The sequence below is a fragment of the Aliihoeflea sp. PC F10.4 genome, from assembly GCF_054612275.1.
This window is the reverse complement of record NZ_JBTSWH010000003.1, coordinates 100,293-122,726: the sequence shown is the minus strand read 5'-3', so window position 1 is coordinate 122,726 and position 22,434 is coordinate 100,293. Positions and strand designations below refer to the sequence as shown.

Here is a 22,434-nt window from a genome sequence, read left to right as displayed (position 1 = left end):
ACGTCTTTTCGGATAACGACTAAGCTGCAGGATATCTTACCTGGGATATTCCTTGCTGCGGTCGTCAGTGGTGCGGCCTATTCGCTGCGTGGCTTCCCAGCGCTTGCCATTTTCAGCCCGATGATCCTCGCTGTCATCTTGGGCATCATGTTTGCAAACATCATTGAGATTCCCCGTGGCGCGGCTGCCGGGATCGCCTTCTGCCAACGTCCAATTCTCAGGACAGCGATTGTGCTGCTCGGTTTTCAGCTCACCTTTTCGCAGGTCCAGTCCGTTGGCATGGGTGGTTTCCTCATCGTTGCCGTATCGCTTTTTGCAACCTTTATTGCAACATTGGGAATGGCGCGCCTTCTTGGTGTGGAGCGCAAGCTGGCAGAACTGATCGCTGCTGGCACCTCGATCTGTGGCGCCTCCGCGATCGTGGCAACGAACTCCATCACCGATGCCGATGATGAAGATGTGGCTTATGCCGTCGCATCTATCACTCTGTTTGGCACGGTCGCGATGTTCATCTTCCCATTGCTCATGCCGGTCTTTGGGCTCTCAGCGGCAGAGTATGGACTTTGGGCAGGCACGGCGATTCACGAGGTTGCACAGGTGATTGGCGCCGGTTTCCAGAACGGCATGGAGGCAGGCGAGATCAGCACAATCGCCAAACTCTCTCGCGTCGCAATGCTGGCGCCCCTCGTGCTCGCGCTTGGCTATTTGGCCTCGCGAAGTCGGGCTGACGAGGTGTCTGCCCGCGCTCCAGTGCCTTGGTTCGTCTTTGGGTTTATTGCCGTGGTTGCCCTCAACAGCCTTGTCGACCTTCCAGAAGCTTTCACGGCGACCGTTCCCAAGGTAACCACGTTTCTACTCACTATGGGCTTGGCAGCCATGGGGCTGCGGACGAATGTGGGGGAGATCCTTGCCAAAGGTATTAAGCCCTTGCTGCTGGCATTCTCGGCTTCGATCTTCATTGCCGCAACAAGCCTCGTGCTGATAAAGCTTTTGTAGATCGACTTCAATCCATAGAATTGTCGAGTTTTGCATGAGAATCATTCTAAGCGGAGCGGGGAAGCAGCTGAACTGAGATGACGCTGGAACAGCTACGCATTTTCATCGCCGTCGCCGAACGTGAACACGTTACGCAAGCTGCTCGTGATCTCAATCTCACGCAATCGGCAACAAGTTCGGCCATCGCAGTTCTTGAAGCACGCTATCAAACTAAACTGTTCGATCGCGTCGGCAGGGGCATCGTACTGACTAGTGCGGGCCATACCTTCCTAGCGGAAGCCAAAGCAGTGCTTGCCCGGGCGGAGGCGGCCGAACATGTGCTAGCTGACCTTGCCGGCTTGCGCCGTGGAACGATCCATATCGCTGCGAGCCAGACCGTCGGGAACTACTGGTTGCCGCGTTACCTGCACAAATTCAAAGAGGCACATCCAGGCATATCCGTATCGCTCACGATCGGCAACACGGCGCAAGTAGCGGCTCTCTTGCGAGAAGGCGTCGCTAATTTGGGCTTTGTAGAAGGGGAGGTGCGCGACCCCCGCATAGACGCGACGCCAATCGCCTCCGACGAGTTGCTGCTTGTTGCCAATCCCAGCCATCCGTGGGCTGTCCAAATGGACGAGCCGCTTGATTTCAAGAAGGTCAACTGGGTGTTGCGGGAAATCGGCTCCGGCACTCGAGACATTGTTTCATCGTTGATCGCCGACCATGGGCTCACCGTGAACGACGTTTCCGTCTCCCTTGTGCTGCCATCGAACGAAGCCGTCGTCGCCGCAGTCGAAGCAGGTGCCGGCGTAACAGTAACGTCAAGGCTTGTTATCGCCCTCGCCATAGAAACCGGACGTATGGCGATCATCGAGTACCCTGTTCCACGGCGGCATTTTTTCATGCTACGCCACAGAGATTTCCATGAGACAGTTGCGGTACAGGGATTCATCGAGATGATTGAGCGCGCTCGCAACATCGAATTGACGGACTGAGGACGTGGATACCGCAGGGAAGATGGCGCGCCAGTCTGGGTGGCAGACAGCGCGGACAAGGTTTTTACTCTGAGCGAGAAGGTTGCTTTGCATAGTCGGGCACCTGAAACCGGCGGCGATAATTTCCTGGAGCCAGACCCGTCACCCTCTTGAATAAGCGGCGGAAGAACGCCGGCTCCTCATAGCCACCTGCCAGCAAATTTCGTCCACGGATGCTTCGGTCCGCTCCAGCCGGCGCTTGGCCTCTTCGATCCTAAGGCGCTGGACGTAGGCAATCGGGCTCATGCCCGTTGCTTGCGTGAAGCGCCGCTTGAAGGTTCGCTCCGTCAGGCCAGCTCGCGATGCGGTCGAAGGCGCCGACAGCTTTGTAATCGAGAACGGCAAGATGCGGTTCCAGACCCGGTTTGGCCGGGGGCTCCGATCCTCCAGCGCGTCGACGCCGCCGGCAAGGAAACGGTCATACCAGCGATTGAAGGTCGAGCGTGGAATCCGGTCGGCCTCTGGGCTTCTTTCGCTGGGTCGAACGGTGCTGGCCGAGGACTTTGCAGGCAAAGCGCGCCGAGATAGAGAACATCACCATGACATGGTCGACGCAGCGACGACGGCGGGCGGGGCTTAGAAGTTTCCCGATGCGGCCTCTTTGAGGATCAATTTCTCGAGCGTCAGGTCCGACACCGCCTTGCGTGCGGATTCCGAGCTGAAGCCGGCCGGCATTCCGATCAATTACCGGCCACCGTTCCGATTTGAAGCCGGCCACGATTCCAATCAATTGTCGGCCGTTTTTCGGCTCTAACGATACCCCCTGGGTCAGCAACTTTGGCATCAAGCCTCCCGGTACACGAGGAGATTTTGATGCCGGCGAAGAGAAGGCTGACCATGAGACAATTACGACAGATGCTCCGGCTTGCCGGAAGCGGAACAAGTAGCCGCGAGATTGCGGTGGTGCTCGGCGTTGCGCGCAGCACCGTGCAGGACAATCTGAAGCGGGCGGCGCTAGCGGGCTTGGCCTGGCCCTTGCCCGGCGAGCTGACCGACGATGCGCTCGAACATCGTCTTTTCGCCCGCGCCGGGGTCAAGCAGGGCCAGCGGCGAAGGCAGGAGCCTGAATGGGCTGAGCTTTCGATCGAGCTGAAGAAGCCGGGCGTGACGCTTCTGATCCTCTGGGAGGAATACCGCAGCGTCCATCCCGACGGTTACGGCTATAGCCGCTTCTGCGAACTGTTTCGCGGTTTCGAGCAACGCCTGTCGCCGACGATGCGCCAGGAACACGCCGCCGGCGACAAGGTCTTCGTCGACTATTCCGGAAAGAAGGTGCCGATCGTCGATCGCAAGACCGGCGAGGTCCGGGAGGCGGAACTGTTCGTTGGCGTGCTCGGCGCGTCGAGCTACACGTTTGCCGAGGCCACCTGGACCCAGACGCTCCCGGACTGGATCGGCTCGCATGTGCGCATGTTCGCCTTCTTCGGTGGCGTGCCCCGGCTGATCGTGCCGGACAACCTGAAGTCCGGCGTCAACCGCGCCAGCTTTCATGATCCCGAGATCAATCGCAGCTACGGCATGATGGCGTCCCACTACGGTGTCGGCGTCCTGCCGGCCCGGCCGCGACGCCCGAAGGACAAGGCCAAGGTCGAGAACGCCGTGCGCTTTGCCCAGAGCTGCATTCTCGGCCGCCTGCGCAAGCAGACCTTCTTCTCGCTTGCCGAGGCCAATGCCGCGATCGCCGAGATGCTCGCGCGCATCAACGATCATGTCATGCGCCGGCTCGGCGTCAGCCGCCGGCATCTCTTCGAGACGGTCGAACGCCCAGCCCTCGCAACCCTTCCCGCAGAGGACTACGAGTTCGCCGAATGGCGCTTGGCGCGGGTCTCGACGGATTATCACGTCGAGTTCAAGAGCTTCTTCTATTCCGTCCCGCACGGCCTCATCCGCCAGCAGGTCGATATCCGTGCCACCGCCCGGATGATCGAGATATTCCACCGTGGCAAGCGCATCGCCGCGCATCAGCGCCGCTATGGGGGGCCGCGCTTTGGCACGGACCCCGATCATATGCCGAGTTCGCATCGGCGCTACGCCGAGTGGACACCGGATCGTTTCCGGCGCTGGGGCGCGTCGATCGGTCCCGAGACCGAAGGCCTGGTCACCGCCATTCTCGCCAGCCGGCCACATCCCGAACAGGGCTTCAGGACATGCCTCGGAGTCCTGCGCCTCTATCGCGATCTTCCCCGCGAGCGCGCCGAGGCTGTGTCGGCGCGTGCCGTCGAGATCGGCGGGCTGACCTGCAAGACCATCACCGCACTCATCGCCACCCACAAGTCCAACAGGCATTCCACCGAACCCGCCGCCGTCATGGAACACGCAAACCTGCGCGGCCCCGGCTACTTTCATTGAGGACCAAGACAATGCTGACCAATCCCACCATCGACATGCTGCGCGAACTCGGCCTCTCCGGCATGGCAAGCGCCTATCACGAACTCGAGGCCCAACCGGAAGTGAGGAGCCTCGAGCATGGCGAATGGCTCGCTCTCCTTCTTGAGCGCGAGGCGACGACGCGCCGCCAGAAGCGCTTCGAGGCGAGAGCCCGTGCCGCCAGGCTCCGCCATGACGCCCAGGTCGAGAACATCGACTTCCGCGCCGCCCGCGGCCTCGACCGCAATCTGTTCCTGAAGCTCGCCGGCTGCGACTGGATCAGGCATCATCACAGTCTCCTGCTGATCGGACCCGCCGGCGTCGGCAAGAGCTGGCTGGCCTGCGCGCTCGGACACAAGGCATGCCGCGAGGACTTCTCCGTCGCCTATCATCGCCTGCCCAGGCTATTCGCCACCCTTGCACTCGCGCGCGGCGACGGCCGCTACCCGAAGGTCCTCAAGGCACTCGCCAGAACCGACCTGCTCATCCTCGACGATTGGGGTCCCGAGAAGCTCAACGACGAGCAGCGCCGCGATCTCCTCGAGATCATCGAAGATCGCTATGAGAAGCGATCCACCATCGTCACCAGCCAGGTGCCCATCGATCATTGGTACGACATGATCGGCAATCCGACACTCGCCGACGCCATCCTCGATCGCCTCGTCCACAGCGCCTACCGCATTGAACTCAGCGGCGAGAGCCTGCGAAAGCAGCGCCACACTCCATCCGCCGCTTGACCGCACGACAAACAGGAGCCATTCAAAACAACGACCCAGGGGAGCATCGACTGGCCGGCTTCAAATCGGAATGCTGGCCGGAATGAAATCGGAACAGGTGGCCGGCTTCGTTTCGGAATCAATGGCCGGCTTCATCGGAATACGCAGGCGCAGTTTCCGCAAGACCGGAAGCGCCACGTCTACACCCCGGTCAAAACACTGGATGGCTTCGTGATGGTGGTGCCGCTGTCGGACAAGAACTTCGCGGCGATGCTCTCGGTGCTCGGCGATCCCGCCTGGGGCGGCAACCCGATCTTCGCTACACCCGCCGGGCGGGAGGCGAACTGGGCCGAGCTGATGGCCCATGTCGAGGGCTGGACCGTGACCCAAACCGCCGAAACCTGCGAACGGCGCTTCAACGACGCGGGCGTGCCCTGTTCGCGCTATCGAACCGTCGCGGAAGCGCTGGAAGATCCGATCTCCAGGGCGCGCGGCGTGCTGGGCACGGTCGAGGACGCCGCAGGCAGGTTCGGTGCGCCGAACCCGCCGTTTCGGATGTCGCAGAGCCGCGCAGAGGTTGGGCGGAAGATCCCGGCGCTGGGCGAGGCGAATGCCGAGATGCTGCGCTGGCCGGAAAGCACCCGATGAGCGCCCCTGCACGGACCTCCGACCCGAAGGCGGAGGCGGGGCGCGCGATCGCCAGGCCCAGGGGTCCGCTGGCCCGGGCCTGGGCGCGCGGCGCGGCCGAACTGCAGTTCTGGAGCAATATTTTCTACGACGCCCGGCGCTTTCGCAAACACGCGTGGATGCGGACCGTGCGGACGGAGGAGAGCCGGTCGGCGCGGATCATGGCCGACGCGCATTTTCTCGAATACGGCATGGCGCTCAGGACGGCCCGCCCTGGCTTTGGCCTGGCGCGCGCCGAGCGTCTCGCGGGCGACCTTCTCGACGGCGGCGCGCAACCGGCGGCCTGCGAAATCGGCCTGCGGGTGCTGGAGGCCTGGGCCGCCTTCAACGCACAAGCGACCGTCCCGGCAGCGGTCAGCGACGCCCTGCAACGGGTGCGGATACCCATGGGCGCGCTGTCAGGCGGCGTCGAGACGGTTACGCGCAAGGCGATCCAGGCGGACGCGCAAGTGGATTTCGCACGCTTCGTGAAGGCGCGCCATTCGATCCGCGCGTTTGCGCCCGGCCCCGTGGGCGAAGACGTGATCGCGCGGGCGGTCGCGGCGGCGCAGCAAGCGCCTTCGAGCTGCAACCGTCAGACCTGTCACGCCCATGTCTGGACCGATCCCGCGATGATCGAGGCGGTGCGCAAGCATCAGGCGGGCAACCGCACCTTCGGCCATGAACTGGCCGGCATCGCGGTGATCACCAGCGACCTGCGCCATTGGGAACATGCCGGCGAGCGCTATCAGGCCTGGGTCGACGGCGGACTGTTTGCAATGACCCTGGCCTATGCGCTGCACGCCGAGGGGCTTGGCGCCTGCATGCTGAACTGGTCGGTCACCCGCGAGGTGGACAGCGGATTGCGCCGCACCATCGGGCTCGGCGACGAGCATCTGATAATCGTGCTGATGGGCTTCGGGCGCCTGCCCGAGAGCCTCAGCGTCTGCCGGTCCCAGCGCCAGCCGGTGGAGACGGCGCTGAGCCTGAACCCGCCTCTGGCGCGCCAGTACGGCGTCCGATCTGATTGAGGCAACCAGATCGGCAAACTTGCCCGCCAGCTTTGTTTGTGGACCGGCAATCTTTCCGATCATGATTCGTCATGATCGGGAACCGGATCTAGAGATCCAGCACCAGACGCGGCGATTTCGAGCCCGAGCAGCAGACCATCATGGTGTCGCCCCTGGCGCGTTCCTCGTCGGTCAGGATCATGTCTCGATGATCCGGGCGGCCTTCTATGACGCGCGTTTCGCAGGTGCCGCACACACCCTCGCTGCAGGAAAACGGCACAGAGACGTTGTTCTCGATCAGCACATCCAGGATCGTCTTGCCGCTTTCCACATGCAGGGTCTTGCCGGAACGCTCGAGCACCAGGTCGAAACCGCCATCGCGGGCGGCTTCTTCGGTGGCCGAGAAATACTCCACGTGCACCTGCGCGCGGGGGACGGCCCTGGCCGCGGCCTCGTAGGCCGCCAGCATCGGCTCGGGGCCGCAGCAGTAGAAATGCGCCTCGGGATTGCCTTCCATGATGGACTTGATGTCGACCAGCGAGCCGCGCTGTTCGTCGTCGAAGTGATAGTTGACCCTGCCCTTGCCATTGCTGGCCTGCGCGCAGGCGTCCAGCTCCTCGCGGAAGGCGGCCGCGCTGCGGCTGCGCGCGGCATAGAACAGCTCCCAGCGCCGCCCTTGCTCCGTCAGGCGGCGGATCATGGCGAGAATCGGAGTGATACCGATGCCGCCGGCGATCAGCACCGAGTTTTCGGCGGTTTCATCGAGCGGGAAGTTGTTCTTGGGCCGCGATATCCGCACCTTGTCGCCCACCCGAAGGCGTTCGTGGATATAGGCCGAGCCGCCCTTGCTCTGCGGGTCGCGGTGAATTGCGACGGTGCAGGCGTGGCCTGAGGCGATCTCGCGCGTCAGGCTGTAGCTGCGGCGCAGATCGTCGGGCAGGATCACGTCCACATGGGCGCCGGGCGCGGCCTTGGGCAGGTCGGAGCCGTCCAGTGTCTCGAACGCGACCGAAACCACGGTGTCGGCCTCATGGCGCATCTGCTTGACGCGCACGGGAATGGTGGCCTCGCTCATTGCAGGATTCCTTCTTCGCGGAACCGCGCGATGGCGGCGTCGTCGAAGTCGAGGATCTCCGTCATCACCTGATCCGTGTGCTCGCCCAGGCGCGGTGAGGCGAACCGCAGCTCGCTTGGCGTCTTTTCGAAGCGATAGGCCGGGCCATTGTATTTGAGCGTGCCCATTTCGGCGTGCTCAAGCGGCCAGAAGTGCTCGCGGGCGATGAAGACGTCGTCTTCCAGCAGGTCGGAGCCCTTGTTGGCCACGCCTGCCGGCACGCCGGCGTCGCGGCACGCCGCCATCAGCTCGAACGGGTCCAGCGGTGCGGTCAGCGCGGCTATGGCCTCGTCCAGCGCTTTGTCGCCCTCGCTGCGCGCCCGCTCCAGCGCATCGGCGTCGCCGAGCACCTCGCAGAGTGCCCGCCACTGGGCTTCATCGACCGCCTCGATCGCGATCCAGCGCTCCTCGCCCGCGCAGGGATAGACCCCGTGGACGATGGAGCCGATCTTGCGATTTCCGCTTCTGGTGGCCTGTTCGCCGGTCACCTGGTAGGCGAGCAGCTCGGGAGCCAGCAGCTGCGAGGTGGCCTCGATCTGGCTGAGTTCCACATGCTGGCCTTCGCCGGTCTTCTCGCGGTGGATCAGCGCGGCGAGCAGGGCGGAGAGCGCGTAGCGCGGCGATACGCTGTCGGAATAGGCGCCCTTGGGCATGGCGGGCGGCCGGTCGGGCCAGCCGGTCATGCCATGCAGACCCGCAAGCGCCTGGCCCTGCGCGCCATAGCCCGGATGCCGCGCCCAGGGCCCGTCCGCGCCGTAGAGCGAGGACGACAGCATGACGATGCGCGGATTGATCTTGCGCAGGCTCTCGAAGTCCAGGCCCCACTTGGCCATCACGCCGGGCCGGAAGCTCTCGGCCACCACGTCGGCCCATGCGATCAGCGGGCGGATGATCTCCATCGCGTCCGGGTTGCTCATGTCCACCGACATGCCCAGCTTGGAGGAGTGGAAATCGGCGAAAAATCCGGAGCGATTGATGCCCGGCTTGTCGTCGATGAACGGCCCGCCAAGACGGATCGAGTCGGGATGCTTGAAGCTTTCCACCTTCACCACGGTCGCACCGTTGTCGGAGAGCTGCTTGGTGACGATCGGGCCGGCGGCGGCCCATGTGAAATCGGCGACCTTCAGCCCGGCGAAGATGCCGGTGGCGGGGGTGACGGCGGGCTTGGACTGTGCGTTCATGCCGGGCTTCCTTCGGTCTCGCGGGATAGCAGCGCGCTGGTGTCGGCGCCGGCTTTCGGGGCGGGGCGGGGCGGCAGCAGCGGCGTAACGGAGAGGTTCGCCCAGCGGGCCGGAAGCTCGACGGAGAGGCCCCGCTGGTCGTCCTCCAACGGGCAGAACAGGCCGCGCGCGCGGAACTGCGGGTTTTCGAACACCCCCTGCACCGAAGAAATCGGCGCCAGGAGAATGCGTTCGCGCACCGCCCGCTCGATCAGCTCGTCGGTGGTCTTGGTCTTGATGAACCGCACGATGACCTCTGTCACGGCGTCGTAGTCTTCCTGCTCGATGAAGAACTGGCCGTCGCCGTTCCAGTCGTGGCGGGTGAGGATTTCGTCGGTAAAGCCGTCCTCCGCCATCCAGGCGACCAGCGCGGCATAGGACTTTTCGCGCGCCGCGCCGCCGCCGCCGCCGACCGGGCCGAAGAAGATGAAGCCGTCTTTCGTTTCCCACACGAGCCGGGTGAAGAACCGGTTGGCGCGTTCCTTGCGGATCGCCCCGCCGCGCATCTCGTTGAGGCCGAGGATCTGCCAGGTCATCGTCGAATTGAGCAGGGTCCAGACGATGCACTCCTGCACGGAGATATCCACCCGCTGGCCCTCGCCGGTTTTCAGGCGGTGGTAATAGGCCATGAGCGCAGCGGAGGCCGCCTCGACGCCGCCCTGGATCAGACCGACCGGCAAGCTGATACGCACCGGCGGACGGTCGACGTCGCCATTGAGATAGAGGTGCCCGCCAAGCGCCTGAAGCGTGGTGTCGGTGGCGGCGTAACGCTCGTAGGGCGCGCCGCGGCCGAATGGCAGGATCTCCGTCCAGACCAATGCCGGGTTGGCCTTGCAGGCCACCTTCGCCAGCCGGTCCATCTCGTCGAGGTCAATGCGCTCCCAGTCCGACACGACGATATCGGCCGTGGCGCTGAGCTCGGCGAGGTCCCGGAGGCCCGCGTCGCTCGCCAGGTCCAGCGTCACGCTCTTCTTGCCATGGTTGAAGGCCAGCCATGCGGCGCTTTCCTCGCCCTCGAGGGTCGGCACGAGGGGAAGGGCGCGGCGAAACGGCTCCCCCCCTCCGGCTCGATCTTGATGACCTCGGCCCCGAGATCGGCCAGAACCCTTCCGGCCACGGCGCCCGGGAGCGCGGAAATCTCCAGCACGCGCACGCCATCGAGTGCGGTCTTTGCCTGCGTCATAGTTCGTATCCGAAGCCTTCACCGAGTTTCGCCGTCATCGGCTCCTTGCCGGAATCGACCCACGCCTGATCCTTGGGCAGCCTCATCGAGATGGCCCGCACCATGTAGAGGTCGGGATCGCTGAACCGCTCGGGTTTGGCCCCGCTTTCGGCAAAGGCATGCGCGACCTCGAGCAACATCCGCCGCGTCATGGCGATCCCGGTGTCCGAGGTGCACAGATGCTCCAGCGTGCGGTCATAGACCCGCATCACGCCCGACTGGCAGGCGGCGTCCTGCACCCAGAGCCCCGGAAGACCCGAAAACCAGGTCGTCTTCTGCAGGTCGTGGTCGAACAGCCAGCCGGTGTCGCGGCGGTACTTGCTCACATAGCGGCCATAGGGCACCAGCGCGCCCTGGTCGTCATAGCCGTTCTTGCTGGGATGCCCCGTTTCACGCCCGTTATGGCCTTCGAGGAAAACCTTGCGCGACTTGGGATGCAGCGGCTCGTTGGGCCGATAGGAGAACATGATGCAAAGCGTGTTCTCGTCGTCGATCGGGACCCAGGCATGGCCGCTCAGTTCGTAGAACTCGTTCGCCTGCGGAGGCACGAGGCTGTAAAACGGCATGACGAACTGGTTGACCCGCCAGTACAGCGTGTCCTCGTCGAGCACGCGACGCGAGGCGATGGACATGCCGAAATCCTGCCGCATGCATTCGAAGGTCGGGCGCAGGTCGCGCTTGGCGAGCCACTGATCGACGACGCCGCCATCGTCGATCCGGCCGTGCAGGATCGGCGCGTGGGCGCTGTCGATCTCGCCTTCCAGCGCCTGCAGCCAGTTGCATTCCTGCACCCGGAAGGTCACCACCACGTTTTCCTCGGGCACGAGGTTCCATTCGAGATTGGGCAGGGGCGGGCGGCTCTCTTCGGGCTCGGGGCCCATATAGGTCCAGATCACCCCATTGCGTTCGACGCAGGGGTAGGACTTGAGCTTCACCCGTTCCTTCAGGCGCGAGCGCACCGGCTCGGCCGGCATGTCGGTGACATTGCCGCCGACGTCGAATTTCCAGCCGTGGTAGACGCAGCGCAGCCCGCAATCCTCGTTGCGGGCAAAGGACATCGGCGCGCCCCGGTGGGGACAGACATGATCGACCAGGCCGACATTGCCCTCGCTGTCGCGGAAGACGACCAGCGTCTCGCCCAGCAGCTTGACGGTCTGCGGCTGGCCGTCCTTCTCGAGGTCGGCGGCGGCGTAGAACGGAATCCAATAGAGCCGCATCATCCCGCCCATGGTGGTGCCGGGGCCGACACGGACCAGGGTTTCGTTATCTTGATGTGAAAGCATGTTTCTTGTCTCCCTCCTGTCGGGTCGCCCGCGCGGGCCGGCCCTTGTGACTTCGTTTATCCATTGTTCGCGAGGTCGGTTGCGGGGCGGTCGAGCTGGCCATGGACCAGCCCGCCAACCCCGAGAAAGCGGGCCCACCAGCCCTGGTCGGTGGTTTCCAGCGGCGGGCGCGGCACAGGGGGCAGTTCGCCCGCCCGGAGACGCCGCATGATCTCCTCGATCCGCATGCGCTCCAGCGCCAGCAGCGCTTGCTCGACATCCTCGTGCTCGGCCTCGAAACCGCCCAACTCGGGGTAGCGCAGCCGTCGGGTCCACTCGCCGTCACGCTCGATCGGCTGGGCCTCCAGAATGTACGGGATCGACAGGTAGTCTCGGACTTTCATCTCTGAACCTTTCATGCGCTCGTCCGTGGGCGTTCCGGCTCGAGCAGAACGAAGGATGAATCGTCGTACGGGCCGACCTGAACCAGCGCCGGGCCGGATCTGACCTGCCGCGCGCCCGCGCGCCCGGTGGCCTGCAGGTAGGCCTCGCGCAGATGTCCCATGCCGTGCAGCCGCCCCTCCCCCAGCGCGCCGCCGAAGGTGTTGAGCGGCAACTTGCCGTCACGCTCGGCGCGCCCCTCGCGGATGAAGGCGGGGGCGCCGCCAACGGAGGTGATGCCAAAGCCGTCGAGCCACTCCCAGACCATCGAGGAGAAGCCGTCGTAAAGTTGCGCCGAGGCAAGATCGCCCGGCCCGCGGCCGCTCATCCGCCAGATCCGTTCCGGGCGGGAAAAACCGCTCCATCCCGTCACCCATGCGGGCGAGGCCCCGGCGGGCAGATCGTCTTCAAGGCACATCACGAAGGCCTGCGCGCCGCAGACCGGCATGTCGCAGTCGAACAGCCCGTGTGGCTCGGCGATCATCCGGGCGGCCATGTATTTGTCGCGCTCCAGCGGCTTGTCGCGCCAGATCGCCGTCGGATTGTCGGCGGCATTGCGCCGGGCCAGGCTGACGATGGCGAAAAGATCGTCGCGGCTGGCGCTATGGCGCTGCATGTAGGCCCAGGCGCGCGCGGCAAACCGCGCTCCGGCCGTGCCGAACCCGTAGGGCCTGGTGAACTGATCTAGCCCGAACGCATCGTTGCCCGTGCCGGTGGCATAGTTCAGATCGGGCAGCACATGGAGGGCGCGCACGCCGAGGACATGTCGGCACGTACCCGACAGCAGCGCATGGGCGGCGCTGCCGACCATATCCGTCGGATAGCGGCGATACAGGTCCGCCGCCCATGTAAGGCGGAGCCCCATCATGGCCGCCAGGGTCTTCACCGAAATTTCGTCTCCCCCCTCCGCATGGGGAGAGCCGGCATTGGTCGCGTAGGGCGCGCCCACATATCCGTCGATCGCGTCACGGTCCAGTTTGGCGTCGGCGAGCGCCGCGGTGGCGGCATCAAGGGCGAATGCTGCAATACCCCGCTCGGACCTTGCGACGATCCCGGAAGCCCCGAAGCCCGCGATGACGACCCGACCGCTCATAGGGCCCGCTCCGGCATGACAATGGCATAGGAGCCATCCGCGTCGGTGCGAAATCCGATACGGACCGGAGCTCCCGGAGCCAGCGATGCGGTGACGTCGTCGGCATCGAGCGCGACAAGCAGAATGCGCGGGTCTTCCTCGATCGCGCATTGCGCCAGCGTGGCCGGCATCTCCTGTCCCGGATAGCCGGGGATGTGAAGAACCGTGCGCCCTGCCAGCGTCGCGCGGCCAGAGCATTGGATCGGGCTCATCTGGTCGCCGAGGCAGTCCGGGCATCGCGGCGAAAGCGGCGGCGCCATCCGCCCGCATGAGGTGCATTTGCCCAAAAGAGGGCGCCTTCGGCGGCCTTCTCCCAGAAGACGGCTGTTTCCTTTGTGGGAACAGGGCGCGGACGGCCCTTTGAGAGGGTTGATATGGACTTCATTGGACTGGTTGTATAATGGACTGACCATTAGATCAATTGCAAAATTGCCTCGCAAGCGGAGGCGCTACGATCGACCGAAGCCGCCCCGCCGGCGAACCGGAGAGGAGTGTAAGGAGACCAGATGACCCAGATCCGAGACTTTCAGGACCGTTTGAAACTGCCTGTCATCGCCGCGCCGATGTTTCTGGCTTCCGGGCCCGAGCTGGTGATTTCAGCCTGCCGCGCCGGCATTGTCGGAACCTTTCCCGCGCTGAACCTGAGATCGACCGAAGCCTTGGCCGCGACCGGTTCGCCGCGGTGACGGGCGACAACAACTGGTATCACCTGGATGTCGAGCGGGCGGCGCGCGAGTTGCCGGGGGGCCGGACGCTGGCGCATGGGCTGCTGACGCTTGCGCTGGTGCCGGGCCTGTCGGGCCAGATCTTCCGGGTCACGGCGCATGGGCGGGCGCTGAACTACGGGTACGAGAAACTCAGGTTTCCCGAACCGGTGGAAAGCGGCGACCGGGTGCGGCTGCATATGGAGGTCACCGATGCCGAGCCGGACCGGGGCGGATTGATGATCCGGCGCAACTTCAAGATGGAGATCGCAGGCAAGACGCGTCCCGGGCTCGTCGCGGTTGCCCTGACGCTTGCCTATTAGCGCATTTTTGGTTGATTGTAGGACCATTAGTCGTATTCCTGTCCCGAAGCGGCGTCATGCCGCCCCTGGCGCAAGGAGAGAGACCCCATGAAGGTGCTGGTACCTGTGAAACGGGTGATCGACTACAACGTGAAGGTCCGGGTCAAGTCGGACGGTTCCGGTGTCGATCTCGCCAATGTGAAGATGTCGATGAATCCGTTCGACGAGATTGCCGTCGAAGAGGCGATCCGGCTGAAGGAAGCCGGGACCGCCGAAGAGGTGATCGCGGTGTCGATCGGCGTGAAACAGGCGCAGGAGACGCTGCGCACCGCGCTGGCCATGGGCGCCGACCGGGCGATCCTCGTGGTGGCCGCCGATGATGTGCACCAGGACATCGAGCCGCTGGCCGTCGCCAAGCTTCTCGCGAAGATCGCCGAGGAAGAAGGCGCCGGCCTCGTGCTTGCCGGCAAGCAGGCGATCGACAACGACATGAACGCCACGGGCCAGATGCTTTCGGCCCTGCTGGGCTGGTCGCAGGCCACCTTCGCATCGGAACTGAAGATCGAGGGTGAGCACGCCGTGGTGACCCGCGAGGTCGATGGCGGCTTGCAGACGATCAAGGTGAAGATGCCCGCCATCGTCACCGTGGACCTGCGCCTCAACGAGCCGCGCTACGCCTCCCTGCCCAACATCATGAAGGCCAAGAAGAAGCCGCTGGATGAGAAGACCGCCGCCGACTACGGCGTCGACGTCAGCCCGCGCCTCGAGGTGGTGAAGACCTCCGAGCCAGAAACCCGGCAGGCCGGCGAGATCGTGCCCGATGTCGACACGCTGGTGGCGAAGCTCAAGGAAAAGGGGATTATCTGATGGCTGTTCTCCTTCTTGCCGAAGTGACCGACGGCGAACTGGCGATGGACGCCACCGCCAAGGCCGTCTCCGCCGCCGCGAGGCTGGGCGACGTGACTGTGCTCTGTGCCGGGGCCTCGGCCTCCGCAGCCGGGGAAGCCGCCGCCAGGATCGACGGCGTGGCGAGGGTCCTCGTCGTCGAGGATCCCTCGCTGGGCCACCGCCTTGCCGAGCCGACCGCGGCGCTGATCGTCTCCCTTGCCGGCGATTACTCCCACATCGTCGCGCCCGCCACGACGGATGCGAAGAACGTGATGCCGCGCGTCGCCGCTCTGCTTGACGTGATGGTGCTCTCGGATGTCTCCGGCGTGGTCGACGCCGATACATTCGAGCGCCCGGTCTATGCCGGCAATGCGATCCAGACGGTCAGGTCGAAGGATGAAAAGAAGGTCATCACCTTCCGGACCTCGACCTTCGACGCCGCCGGCGAAGGCGGGTCCGCCTCTGTCGAAACCGCCGCCGCCGGCGAAAATCCGGGCCTTTCGGAGTGGGTCGAAGACAAGGTCGCGGTCTCGGACCGCCCCGAGCTGACCTCCGCCGGCTTCGTCGTCTCCGGCGGGCGCGGCGTCGGCTCGCAGGATGATTTCGCGCTGATCGAAAAGCTCGCCGACAAGCTTGGCGCCGCCGTCGGCGCCTCCCGCGCGGCCGTCGACGCCGGCTTCGCCCCGAACGACTGGCAGGTCGGCCAGACCGGCAAGGTCGTCGCACCCGAGCTCTACGTGGCCGTGGGCATCTCCGGCGCGATCCAGCATCTCGCGGGCATGAAGGATTCGAAAGTCATCGTCGCGATCAACAAGGACGAGGAGGCGCCGATCTTCCAGATCGCCGACTATGGCCTCGTCGCGGACCTCTTCACCGCGGTGCCCGAACTGATCGAGAAGCTCTGAACGCCAGGATACAGGAGATCTGACCATGCCGCTCGACGAGACCCGGGTTCGCGATTTCGACTTTGCCGATGTGCCCGTGAAGGTGCGCGAGAAGGATGCGATGCTCTATGCGCTCGGCCTCGGGATCGGGGCCGACCCGCTGGACGCGCGGGCCCTGCGACATGTCTACGAGAAGGACTTGCAGGTGTTTCCGACCATGCCGCTGGTGCTGGGCAGCCCCGGCATGTGGTTCGACAACGCCGGGCTGGATTACCGCAAGCTGGTGCATGGGGCGCAGGCGCTGGAGGTGGTCCGACCGCTGCCGCTGAACGCCGACATGGTGGCCCGCTCCAGGGTTGTGGGTCTTTGGGACAGGGGCGCCGAGAAGGGCGCCGTGGTGGACGTGGAGCGGGTGTTGACCGACACGGCCGGTGCGGCGGTGGCGCGGCTTGTCTCGACCTACGCGCTGCGTGGGGACGGCGGCTTTGGCGGCCGCCCGCCGGAGCGCGATGGCTGGGCGCGGCCGGAGCGGGCGGCGGATGGCGCAGCGGTGCTGCCGATCCTGCCGCAGGCCGCGCTGCTCTACCGGCTGAACGGCGACATGAACCCGCTGCACGCCGACCCCGAACGGGCGAAGGCGGTGGGCTTCGAACGACCGATCCTGCACGGGCTCTGCACCTTTGCCATGGCGGCGCGCGGACTGATCGAGCAGCTCAGCCCCGATGCGCCGGAAGCGCTTCGCGCGATTTCCGGCCGGTTCAGCCGTCCGGTCTTTCCGGGCGAAACGCTGCGGGTGACGTTCTGGCGGGAAGCCGGCGAGGTGCTGTTCGAAGCCTCGGTCGAGGAGCGGGACCTGGTCGTGCTGACGGGTGGACGCGCGCGCTTCGCGTGAGCGCGCGCTGCGCGATCAGCCCTGATCGCGCAGCTTTCGCTTCATCAGCTTGCCGCTTTCCTCGCGCGGCAGCTTGTCGGCAAAATGGATGATGCGCGGTATCTTGTACTTGGCCAGCCGCGGCTCGAGGTAATGGCGGATCGCCTCCGGGTCGGGCTTGGCGCCGGGGGCTAGCTGAATATAGGCGGCGAGAACTTCGCCGAACTCCGGGTCGGGCAGGCCGATCACCGCGCAATCGACCACATCCGGGCTCTGGATCAGCTCGGATTCGATTTCCGCCGGGTAGATGTTGGTGCCGCCGAAGATCACCATGTCGCGCTTGCGGTCGCTGATATACAGAAAGCCCGCCTCGTCGAGATAGCCCACATCGCCGATGCTGATGAATCCGTCGCGCTCCGACTCGGCGCGCGCCTCGGGATTGTTGATGTAGGTGAAATCGGCGTAGTTGGCGTTGCGCACGTAGATTTCGCCCGCCTCGCCCGTGGGCAGCACGCTGCCGTCATCGCCATAGATGCGGATCTCGGCGTTGGGAACGCAGCGCCCGACCGTGCCGGGGCGGGCGAGCCACTCTTCAGGCGTCGCATGCAGGGCGATGCCAACCTCGGTGCCGCCGTAGATCTCGTGCACGATGGGGCCGAACCATTCCATCAGGCCCTGCTTGACCTCGACCGGGCAGGCGCTGGCGGTATGGCTGATCCAGCGCAGCGAGGAGACGTCGTATTTCTCGCGCACCTCCCTGGGCAGCTTGAGCAGTTTGACGAACATGGTCGGCACGGCGGTGACCACGTTGATCCGGTGTTTCTCGATCAGGGCAAGGAACTCTTCGGGGTCGAAGCGCGGGGTGATCACCAGCAGGCGGCCGCGGGTGGCGGCGTAGCGGGCAAAGCCGTTGGGCGAGGCGTGATAGAGCGGGGTGACCAGCAGGCCGCGCATATCGGGCGCGATGCCATAGGTCGCCCTGAAGGTGGCGGCGTTGCGCTCCGCCTCCTGCGGGGTCATCGGGTTGCGCTTCACACCCTTGGGTTTTCCGGTGGTGCCGGACGTATAGATGATGACGCCGCGATCAAGCGGGATCGGGCCGCTGTGGGGCTCCGCCGCGGCGATCCAGGTTTCGTAATCCGTCATGCCTTCGGGAACGGCGCATTGCGACGGGTCGAGCTTGAACGCCCGGGCCACGGCGGGCGGCGTCGCCACCACGACCACGCGGCACGTCCCGGGCAGCCCGCCCTGCACCAGCGGCAGCAGGTCGGCGTGGACGATCAGCATGTCGGCCGCGCAATCTTCGATGACATAGAGCAGCTCGGGGCCGGCCAGGTGCCAGTTCAGCGGAACGGAATAGCAGCCCAGCCGCTGTGCGGCGATGTTGACCTCGATGATGGGCGTGTCGTTGCGCATCAGCTGCGACACCACCATGCCCTCCGAAAGGCCGTCGCGCTTCAGCGCCCCCGCCACCTGGGCGACCCGCGCTTCCATCTGCTCCTGGGTGACGGTGCGGTCTCCGGTGATGATTTCCGCAGGCTGCTGCACGTCTTTCAGGTCGCGGATGGCTGTCTGCGTCAGGGTCATGTGGTGTGCTCCCGGGAGGCAAGGGGAATGTTGATGAAATCGGGCGTCCGTTTCTCGGCAAAGGCCGCGCGGCCCTCGCGGGATTCGGGTGCGCCCGAGCATTGGGACTGCATCTTCGCCTCAAAGGCGATCTGCGCTTCGAAATCGTTGCAGGGCGAGGCTTCGAACAGCCCGCGTGTTCGGCTCAGTGCGTTTACGGGCCCCTCGGCGAGCCGGGTTGCGAGGGCGAGGCTTTCCGACTGCAGGCTCTCGTCCGGAAAGACGCGATTGACCAGGCCCCAGTCGAGCGCCTGCGCCGCCGGAAGCCGTTCCGCCAGAAGCGCCATTTCGCGCGCCCGGGCCTCGCCGATGCGGCGGGGCAGCAGCCAGCTTGCGCCGCAGTCGGGAACCAGTCCGGCCTTGACGAAGGCCTGCAGAAAGGAGGCGCTTTCGGCGCAGGTCACGATATCGCCGAGAAGCGCGAGGCTCATGCCCGCCCCGGCGGCAATGCCGTTGACCGCCACGACGACGGGCAGCGGGCAGGTCCGAAGCCGGCGGATCATCGGATGATACCAGGTTTCGAGCACCGTGCCGCCCTCGGGAACCTCAAGACGTTCCGTCAGGTCCGCCCCGGCGCAGAAGCCGCGTCCGGCTCCGGTGATGAGCAGGGCGCGGGTCGGGCTGCCGGGCGCCAGGCAGTCGGCCAGGGCCAACTCGAGCGCGCGGGCGAGCTGGCCGGACAGCGCATTCATCCGTTCCGGGCGGTTGAGGGTCAGCCGCGTTACGGCGCCGATCTCTTCGCGCAGCAGGATATCGGGTGCGGTCATCTCATTCTCCGGCGGGACTTGCGGACAGGGGGGCGGTCATGGCGCATCCGGGAAGGGTGCGGATGGCGAGGGCGCACAGGGCGATGAGGGCGATGCCGATGGCGCCGAACTCGAGCTGGTTGAGACCCAGCGATGCGTTGCCCGGGGAGGCCAGGATGAGCCCGGCCAGCATCAGCACCGCCCGGGTCGCGACGCCCGCGACCGAGTTGGCGATCCCTCCGACGCCCAGCATGTAGCCTTGCAGGGACCACGATACCGCCGCCACCCCGCAGACCGCCGTGATGATGGAGGTGACGATCTCGTAAGGCGTGCCCTGCAGGATCAGCGCCGGGTTCATCACGAAGAAGAACGGCACGAAGTACATCACCGAGGCGAGCCGCATCGCGTGCCAGCCGATCTTGATCGCGGGGACCTTGGCGATGGCCGCGGCGGCAAACGTGGCGATGGCGACCGGCGGCGTGACGAAGGAGAGCATGCCCCAGTACATGACGAAGAGATGCACCGCGAGCGGGTTGAACCCGACCTTGACCAGTGCGGGCACCAGCACGATGGCGAGAAAGATGTAGCAGGCCGAAACCGTCATCCCCATGCCGAGCACGAAGGAGGTGAGGGCGCCCATTATGAGCAGCATGATCGGCGCGTCGCCGGCGAGAAAGACAAGCTCGGTGCTCAGCGTGCTGAGGATGCCGGTGGCCGCCAGCCCGCCCGCGATCATGCCGATCGCGAGGATGATCGCGATGATCTCCGAAAGTCCGCGTCCGATGCCGGTGATCATTTCGCGGAGGCCGGCGAGGCCGACCCGGTTCTCGGGCCGGTACTGGTTGACCACAAGGAGCAGGCCGGTGGCGTAGAAGGCCGCGCGGCTCTCGTTCATGCCCTGGGCCAGCATGGTGATGAGCGCGATGAAGACGAGGCAGTAGTGCCAACCGCCCTTGAAAGCCTCGGCGAGGGTGGGAAGTTCGGCCCGCGGCAAGCCCTTGAGGCCACGCCGTGCGGCGTAGGCGTCCACCTGCAGCAGGAGGCCGATGTAGAAAAGCGCGGCGGGGATGGCGGCCGCAAGGGCGACCTCGGTGTAGGGAATGGACAGGAACGTCGCCATGATGAAGGCGGTGGTGCCCATCACGGGAGGGGTCAGCACGCCGCCGGTGGACGCGACCGCCTCGACGCCGCCGGCGTAGGAGGCGGAAAATCCCGTGCGTTTCATCGCCGGGATCGAGACCGATCCGCTGGTCATGACGTTCGAGATCACGCTGCCGCTGATCGAGGCTTGCAGCGCGCTCGACACCACGGCGACGTGGGCCGCGCCTCCACGCACCGTGCCCATGAGGGCAAAGGCGACATCGTTGAAGAACTTCGCCGCGCCGGTGAATTGCAGCGCCAACCCGAAGACGATGAAGCCGACGACAAGATCGGCGAATGCCCGCATCGGCACGCCGAAAACGCTTTCGAAGCTGTAGAGGTGGTAGGCCGCGACATCGGAGATGGGCAGCGACATGGAATTGAGCGGGCCCGGCATGTGGTCGGCGACGGTCGGGTAGAGCGAGACCAGCAGCACGACGATCGTCAGCGGCCAGCCATTGGTGCGGCGCGCGCCTTCCAGCACCAGGAGCCAGGTAAGCCCGGCGACAAGCTGCGCCTGGGTCGGGGCCGTGAACTGCCAGTTCGAATAGATGATGTCGTTGGCGTGAAGGATCAGGTAGCCCGAGCACAGGCAGGCGAGCACGAAGAGCGCGCAGTCAAGAAGGCCGACCTCTCCCGTGGTGCGCGCCGCACGCGGCGTGATCAGGAAGATGATCGGAAAGAACACCAGCGTCAGCACGTAAAGGAATGTCTGCCCGTTGATAACCACGCCGATCACGCGCGAGAACAGAAAGGTCTGGTTCACCGTCAGCAGGAGGCCGAGCGCGGAAAAGGCGAATATGATCCACTGTGAGAGCCTGGTCATTGTCCGGAGCCTTCGTTGTTGCCGGGCGTCGCGCCCGACGCAGGGACAGCGGAAGGCCCGACGCACGGATGCGCCGGGCCCCCTGGCGAACTACCAGTCCTTGACGGGAACGTCGAAACCGGCGGCTTCGAGCGCCTTGATGCGCGCTTCCTTCCAGGCGGTGGCGAATTCGGCATCGTCGGAAATGTTGCGGGCCACGGTCTCTTTCCAAGCGTCCGCGAGCACTTCCTGGCGCTTCACCAGCGCGTCGTTGTGGGCCTGAAGCTCGTCATTCCAGAGGCCGGCCTCCTTGAAGTAGCGGATGGCGCCATCGTGGAAGGGCACCACGTAATTGAGGATCTGCCGGTCGGCGGCCAGTCCGTAGGTGGTGGGGGCGGCCTTGGAGATATTGTCGAAATCGTCGTAGATCGCCTTGACCATCGCATAGACGAGGCTGTCGGAGCGTTCGCTTGTGGTGTTGAGCATCATCTCGGGATAGCTGGCCATCTCGATCCCCTCCTTGGGGATGTTGACGCCTTCCCTGGCGACCTTCTGGATCCAGCGCGGATCGCTGGCGCGGATGTTTTTCCAGCACTCGGTGTCGGAGAAGGGCACCGGCACCCAGGCCAGCCCGCGCGACGAGGCTTCGGCGCGCAGCGAGGTGCCGGTGTTGGTGGTGGTAAAGTAGACGTCGGCCTGATCGTTCATGTAGGCGTCGACGGACGCGCCGTAGCCCGGCACGTCGACCTTGGTCACATCATCCCAGGTGAGGCCGCCGCAGGCCAATATGTACGTGTTCAGCGCTGCTTCGATCGACGGCGAGCCCTGCACGAAGGCGATCCGCAAACCGGCGAGATCGCGCGGGCTCTTGACGTTTTCCGCGAGGTCGGGGGCGATCGCCAGCGCGAAACTCTGGTCGGTCATGCTGGTCAGCACGAGGCGCACAGGCTGCGGACCCCAATCCTTCGCGCCGAACTGGTAGGCGCCTTCCTGGGCGAAATACACATCGAACACGGCGAGGACGAAGTCCGCACGCCCGGTTTTCAATGTCGACTGCTGCGCGACGCCATTGCCCGCGCTGAGGACGCGCAGATTGACATCGTTGCTTTGCTTCAGCGCGCTGCTGATGGCGACGGCGGCCGTGTGTATCGCGCCGCCGCCGTCATAGGTGGTCCAGACGACGGTGCCGGGCAGGGTGTCCTGCGCCATCGCGGTGCTGCTCGCCAGCGCCACGACAGCGGCCGCGGCCGTGCTCCTGATTGCCTTCGGTATCATGGTTCTTCCTCCCTTGAATGCGGGATGGCGC

21 protein-coding genes and 3 pseudogenes are annotated in these 22,434 nt (G+C 65.2%); 11 read left to right on the top strand and 13 right to left on the bottom strand.

The features are described from left to right. Both ACX82Z_RS23400 and ACX82Z_RS23395 read left to right on the top strand, forming a co-directional pair. The coding region (locus tag ACX82Z_RS23400; RefSeq protein WP_459912289.1) for a YeiH family protein at positions 1 to 996 on the top strand (996 nt) is incomplete at its 5' end. Positions 997 to 1,073: 77 nt separating this feature from the next. Continuing rightward, positions 1,074 to 1,973 (top strand): LysR substrate-binding domain-containing protein, encoded by a 900-nt coding sequence (locus ACX82Z_RS23395; protein ID WP_109614934.1) that lies wholly within the window; start codon positions 1,074 to 1,076, stop codon positions 1,971 to 1,973. A 64-nt stretch (positions 1,974 to 2,037) separates the two neighbouring features. Here the strand turns inward: ACX82Z_RS23395 and ACX82Z_RS23390 are convergent. Further along, positions 2,038 to 2,312, bottom strand: a pseudogene (locus ACX82Z_RS23390) (helix-turn-helix domain-containing protein); the annotation flags it as partial. 148 nt (positions 2,313 to 2,460) lie between these two features. Then, positions 2,461 to 2,657, bottom strand: a pseudogene (locus ACX82Z_RS23385) (IS3 family transposase); the annotation flags it as partial. Between the two features lie 192 nt (positions 2,658 to 2,849). On the opposite strand from ACX82Z_RS23385, the gene istA reads away from it, so the two are divergent. From istA to ACX82Z_RS23365, 4 genes are read left to right on the top strand one after another with little or no spacing between them, the layout of a single operon-like run. Continuing rightward, positions 2,850 to 4,361, top strand: coding sequence for an IS21 family transposase (gene istA, locus ACX82Z_RS23380; RefSeq protein WP_253126725.1), 1,512 nt, complete (start codon positions 2,850 to 2,852; stop codon positions 4,359 to 4,361). A gap of 11 nt (positions 4,362 to 4,372) precedes the next feature. Next, on the top strand, positions 4,373 to 5,116 hold the full coding sequence (gene istB, locus ACX82Z_RS23375; RefSeq protein WP_427207147.1) for an IS21-like element helper ATPase IstB: 744 nt from the start codon (positions 4,373 to 4,375) through the stop codon (positions 5,114 to 5,116). A 45-nt stretch (positions 5,117 to 5,161) separates the two neighbouring features. Then, a complete protein-coding gene (locus tag ACX82Z_RS23370) occupies positions 5,162 to 5,743 on the top strand; it encodes a CoA transferase (protein WP_459912293.1) in 582 nt (193 codons plus the stop codon). Continuing rightward, on the top strand, positions 5,740 to 6,792 hold the full coding sequence (locus ACX82Z_RS23365; RefSeq protein WP_459912287.1) for a nitroreductase family protein: 1,053 nt from the start codon (positions 5,740 to 5,742) through the stop codon (positions 6,790 to 6,792). Before ACX82Z_RS23370 ends, ACX82Z_RS23365 begins: the two co-directional genes overlap by 4 nt. 88 nt (positions 6,793 to 6,880) lie before the next feature. On the opposite strand, the gene ACX82Z_RS23360 is transcribed toward ACX82Z_RS23365, so the two are convergent. The 7 genes and pseudogenes from ACX82Z_RS23360 to ACX82Z_RS23330 form a co-directional block, all read right to left on the bottom strand. Then, complete coding sequence (locus ACX82Z_RS23360) at positions 6,881 to 7,846, bottom strand: PDR/VanB family oxidoreductase (protein ID WP_459912285.1); 966 nt, start codon at positions 7,844 to 7,846, stop codon at positions 6,881 to 6,883. Continuing rightward, the gene (locus tag ACX82Z_RS23355; protein ID WP_459912284.1) at positions 7,843 to 9,066 is read right to left on the bottom strand and encodes a CaiB/BaiF CoA transferase family protein; all 1,224 of its coding nucleotides are present in this window, start codon (positions 9,064 to 9,066) and stop codon (positions 7,843 to 7,845) included. Before ACX82Z_RS23355 ends, ACX82Z_RS23360 begins: the two co-directional genes overlap by 4 nt. Next, positions 9,063 to 10,288, bottom strand: a pseudogene (locus ACX82Z_RS23350) (CaiB/BaiF CoA transferase family protein). Before ACX82Z_RS23350 ends, ACX82Z_RS23355 begins: the two are co-directional and overlap by 4 nt. Continuing rightward, entirely contained in the window at positions 10,285 to 11,610 is a 1,326-nt protein-coding gene (locus ACX82Z_RS23345) for a Rieske 2Fe-2S domain-containing protein (RefSeq protein ID WP_459912282.1), read from the bottom strand. Before ACX82Z_RS23345 ends, ACX82Z_RS23350 begins: the two are co-directional and overlap by 4 nt. 56 nt (positions 11,611 to 11,666) lie before the next feature. Next, a complete protein-coding gene (locus ACX82Z_RS23340) occupies positions 11,667 to 12,008 on the bottom strand; it encodes a hypothetical protein (RefSeq protein WP_459912281.1) in 342 nt (113 codons plus the stop codon). Further along, the gene (locus ACX82Z_RS23335) at positions 12,005 to 13,123 is read right to left on the bottom strand and encodes a thiolase family protein (RefSeq protein WP_459912279.1); all 1,119 of its coding nucleotides are present in this window, start codon (positions 13,121 to 13,123) and stop codon (positions 12,005 to 12,007) included. The genes ACX82Z_RS23340 and ACX82Z_RS23335 overlap by 4 nt, the downstream gene beginning before the upstream one ends. Continuing rightward, a complete protein-coding gene (locus tag ACX82Z_RS23330; RefSeq protein ID WP_459912277.1) occupies positions 13,120 to 13,374 on the bottom strand; it encodes a hypothetical protein in 255 nt (84 codons plus the stop codon). Before ACX82Z_RS23330 ends, ACX82Z_RS23335 begins: the two co-directional genes overlap by 4 nt. A 294-nt stretch (positions 13,375 to 13,668) precedes the next feature. Between ACX82Z_RS23330 and ACX82Z_RS23325 the strand changes: the two genes are divergently transcribed. From ACX82Z_RS23325 to ACX82Z_RS23305, 5 genes are all read left to right on the top strand, one after another. Further along, a complete protein-coding gene (locus ACX82Z_RS23325; RefSeq protein WP_459912276.1) occupies positions 13,669 to 13,848 on the top strand; it encodes a hypothetical protein in 180 nt (59 codons plus the stop codon). Next, complete coding sequence (locus ACX82Z_RS23320) at positions 13,845 to 14,189, top strand: MaoC/PaaZ C-terminal domain-containing protein (protein ID WP_459912274.1); 345 nt, start codon at positions 13,845 to 13,847, stop codon at positions 14,187 to 14,189. The genes ACX82Z_RS23325 and ACX82Z_RS23320 overlap by 4 nt, the downstream gene beginning before the upstream one ends. An 87-nt stretch (positions 14,190 to 14,276) precedes the next feature. Continuing rightward, positions 14,277 to 15,035 (top strand): electron transfer flavoprotein subunit beta/FixA family protein, encoded by a 759-nt coding sequence (locus tag ACX82Z_RS23315; protein ID WP_459912272.1) that lies wholly within the window; start codon positions 14,277 to 14,279, stop codon positions 15,033 to 15,035. After that, positions 15,035 to 15,961, top strand: a complete 927-nt coding sequence (locus ACX82Z_RS23310; protein ID WP_459912271.1) for an electron transfer flavoprotein subunit alpha/FixB family protein — start codon at positions 15,035 to 15,037, stop codon at positions 15,959 to 15,961. The genes ACX82Z_RS23315 and ACX82Z_RS23310 overlap by 1 nt, the downstream gene beginning before the upstream one ends. A gap of 25 nt (positions 15,962 to 15,986) precedes the next feature. Next, positions 15,987 to 16,832 carry a MaoC/PaaZ C-terminal domain-containing protein gene (locus ACX82Z_RS23305; protein ID WP_459912269.1) on the top strand — a complete coding sequence of 282 codons (846 nt, stop codon included), beginning with the start codon at positions 15,987 to 15,989 and terminating at the stop codon, positions 16,830 to 16,832. A gap of 15 nt (positions 16,833 to 16,847) precedes the next feature. On the opposite strand, the gene ACX82Z_RS23300 is transcribed toward ACX82Z_RS23305, so the two are convergent. The 4 genes from ACX82Z_RS23300 to ACX82Z_RS23285 form a co-directional block, all read right to left on the bottom strand. Further along, the gene (locus ACX82Z_RS23300) at positions 16,848 to 18,398 is read right to left on the bottom strand and encodes an AMP-binding protein (protein WP_459912267.1); all 1,551 of its coding nucleotides are present in this window, start codon (positions 18,396 to 18,398) and stop codon (positions 16,848 to 16,850) included. Next, the gene (locus ACX82Z_RS23295; protein ID WP_133357809.1) at positions 18,395 to 19,204 is read right to left on the bottom strand and encodes an enoyl-CoA hydratase-related protein; all 810 of its coding nucleotides are present in this window, start codon (positions 19,202 to 19,204) and stop codon (positions 18,395 to 18,397) included. The genes ACX82Z_RS23300 and ACX82Z_RS23295 overlap by 4 nt, the downstream gene beginning before the upstream one ends. Position 19,205: 1 nt before the next feature. Next, on the bottom strand, positions 19,206 to 21,149 hold the full coding sequence (locus tag ACX82Z_RS23290) for a TRAP transporter permease (protein ID WP_459912264.1): 1,944 nt from the start codon (positions 21,147 to 21,149) through the stop codon (positions 19,206 to 19,208). 90 nt (positions 21,150 to 21,239) lie between these two features. Next, the gene (locus ACX82Z_RS23285) at positions 21,240 to 22,403 is read right to left on the bottom strand and encodes a TAXI family TRAP transporter solute-binding subunit (protein ID WP_459912262.1); all 1,164 of its coding nucleotides are present in this window, start codon (positions 22,401 to 22,403) and stop codon (positions 21,240 to 21,242) included. Positions 22,404 to 22,434: the final 31 nt, after the last annotated feature.

Bases quoted from the DNA above. Each gene is read 5' to 3' on its own strand.
- ACX82Z_RS23355 (WP_459912284.1), bottom strand. From the start codon at position 9,066: ATGAACGCACAGTCCAAGCCCGCCGTCACCCCCGCCACCGGCATCTTC.
- ACX82Z_RS23295 (WP_133357809.1), bottom strand. From the start codon at position 19,204: ATGACCGCACCCGATATCCTGCTGCGCGAAGAGATCGGCGCCGTAACG.
- istA (WP_253126725.1), top strand. From the start codon at position 2,850: ATGAGACAATTACGACAGATGCTCCGGCTTGCCGGAAGCGGAACAAGT.
- ACX82Z_RS23305 (WP_459912269.1), top strand. From the start codon at position 15,987: ATGCCGCTCGACGAGACCCGGGTTCGCGATTTCGACTTTGCCGATGTG.
- istB (WP_427207147.1), top strand. From the start codon at position 4,373: ATGCTGACCAATCCCACCATCGACATGCTGCGCGAACTCGGCCTCTCC.
- ACX82Z_RS23315 (WP_459912272.1), top strand. From the start codon at position 14,277: ATGAAGGTGCTGGTACCTGTGAAACGGGTGATCGACTACAACGTGAAG.
- ACX82Z_RS23325 (WP_459912276.1), top strand. From the start codon at position 13,669: ATGACCCAGATCCGAGACTTTCAGGACCGTTTGAAACTGCCTGTCATC.
- ACX82Z_RS23285 (WP_459912262.1), bottom strand. From the start codon at position 22,403: ATGATACCGAAGGCAATCAGGAGCACGGCCGCGGCCGCTGTCGTGGCG.
- ACX82Z_RS23310 (WP_459912271.1), top strand. From the start codon at position 15,035: ATGGCTGTTCTCCTTCTTGCCGAAGTGACCGACGGCGAACTGGCGATG.
- ACX82Z_RS23330 (WP_459912277.1), bottom strand. From the start codon at position 13,374: ATGAGCCCGATCCAATGCTCTGGCCGCGCGACGCTGGCAGGGCGCACG.
- ACX82Z_RS23300 (WP_459912267.1), bottom strand. From the start codon at position 18,398: ATGACCCTGACGCAGACAGCCATCCGCGACCTGAAAGACGTGCAGCAG.
- ACX82Z_RS23340 (WP_459912281.1), bottom strand. From the start codon at position 12,008: ATGAAAGGTTCAGAGATGAAAGTCCGAGACTACCTGTCGATCCCGTAC.
- ACX82Z_RS23360 (WP_459912285.1), bottom strand. From the start codon at position 7,846: ATGAGCGAGGCCACCATTCCCGTGCGCGTCAAGCAGATGCGCCATGAG.
- ACX82Z_RS23290 (WP_459912264.1), bottom strand. From the start codon at position 21,149: ATGACCAGGCTCTCACAGTGGATCATATTCGCCTTTTCCGCGCTCGGC.
- ACX82Z_RS23345 (WP_459912282.1), bottom strand. From the start codon at position 11,610: ATGCTTTCACATCAAGATAACGAAACCCTGGTCCGTGTCGGCCCCGGC.
- ACX82Z_RS23395 (WP_109614934.1), top strand. From the start codon at position 1,074: ATGACGCTGGAACAGCTACGCATTTTCATCGCCGTCGCCGAACGTGAA.
- ACX82Z_RS23365 (WP_459912287.1), top strand. From the start codon at position 5,740: ATGAGCGCCCCTGCACGGACCTCCGACCCGAAGGCGGAGGCGGGGCGC.
- ACX82Z_RS23335 (WP_459912279.1), bottom strand. From the start codon at position 13,123: ATGAGCGGTCGGGTCGTCATCGCGGGCTTCGGGGCTTCCGGGATCGTC.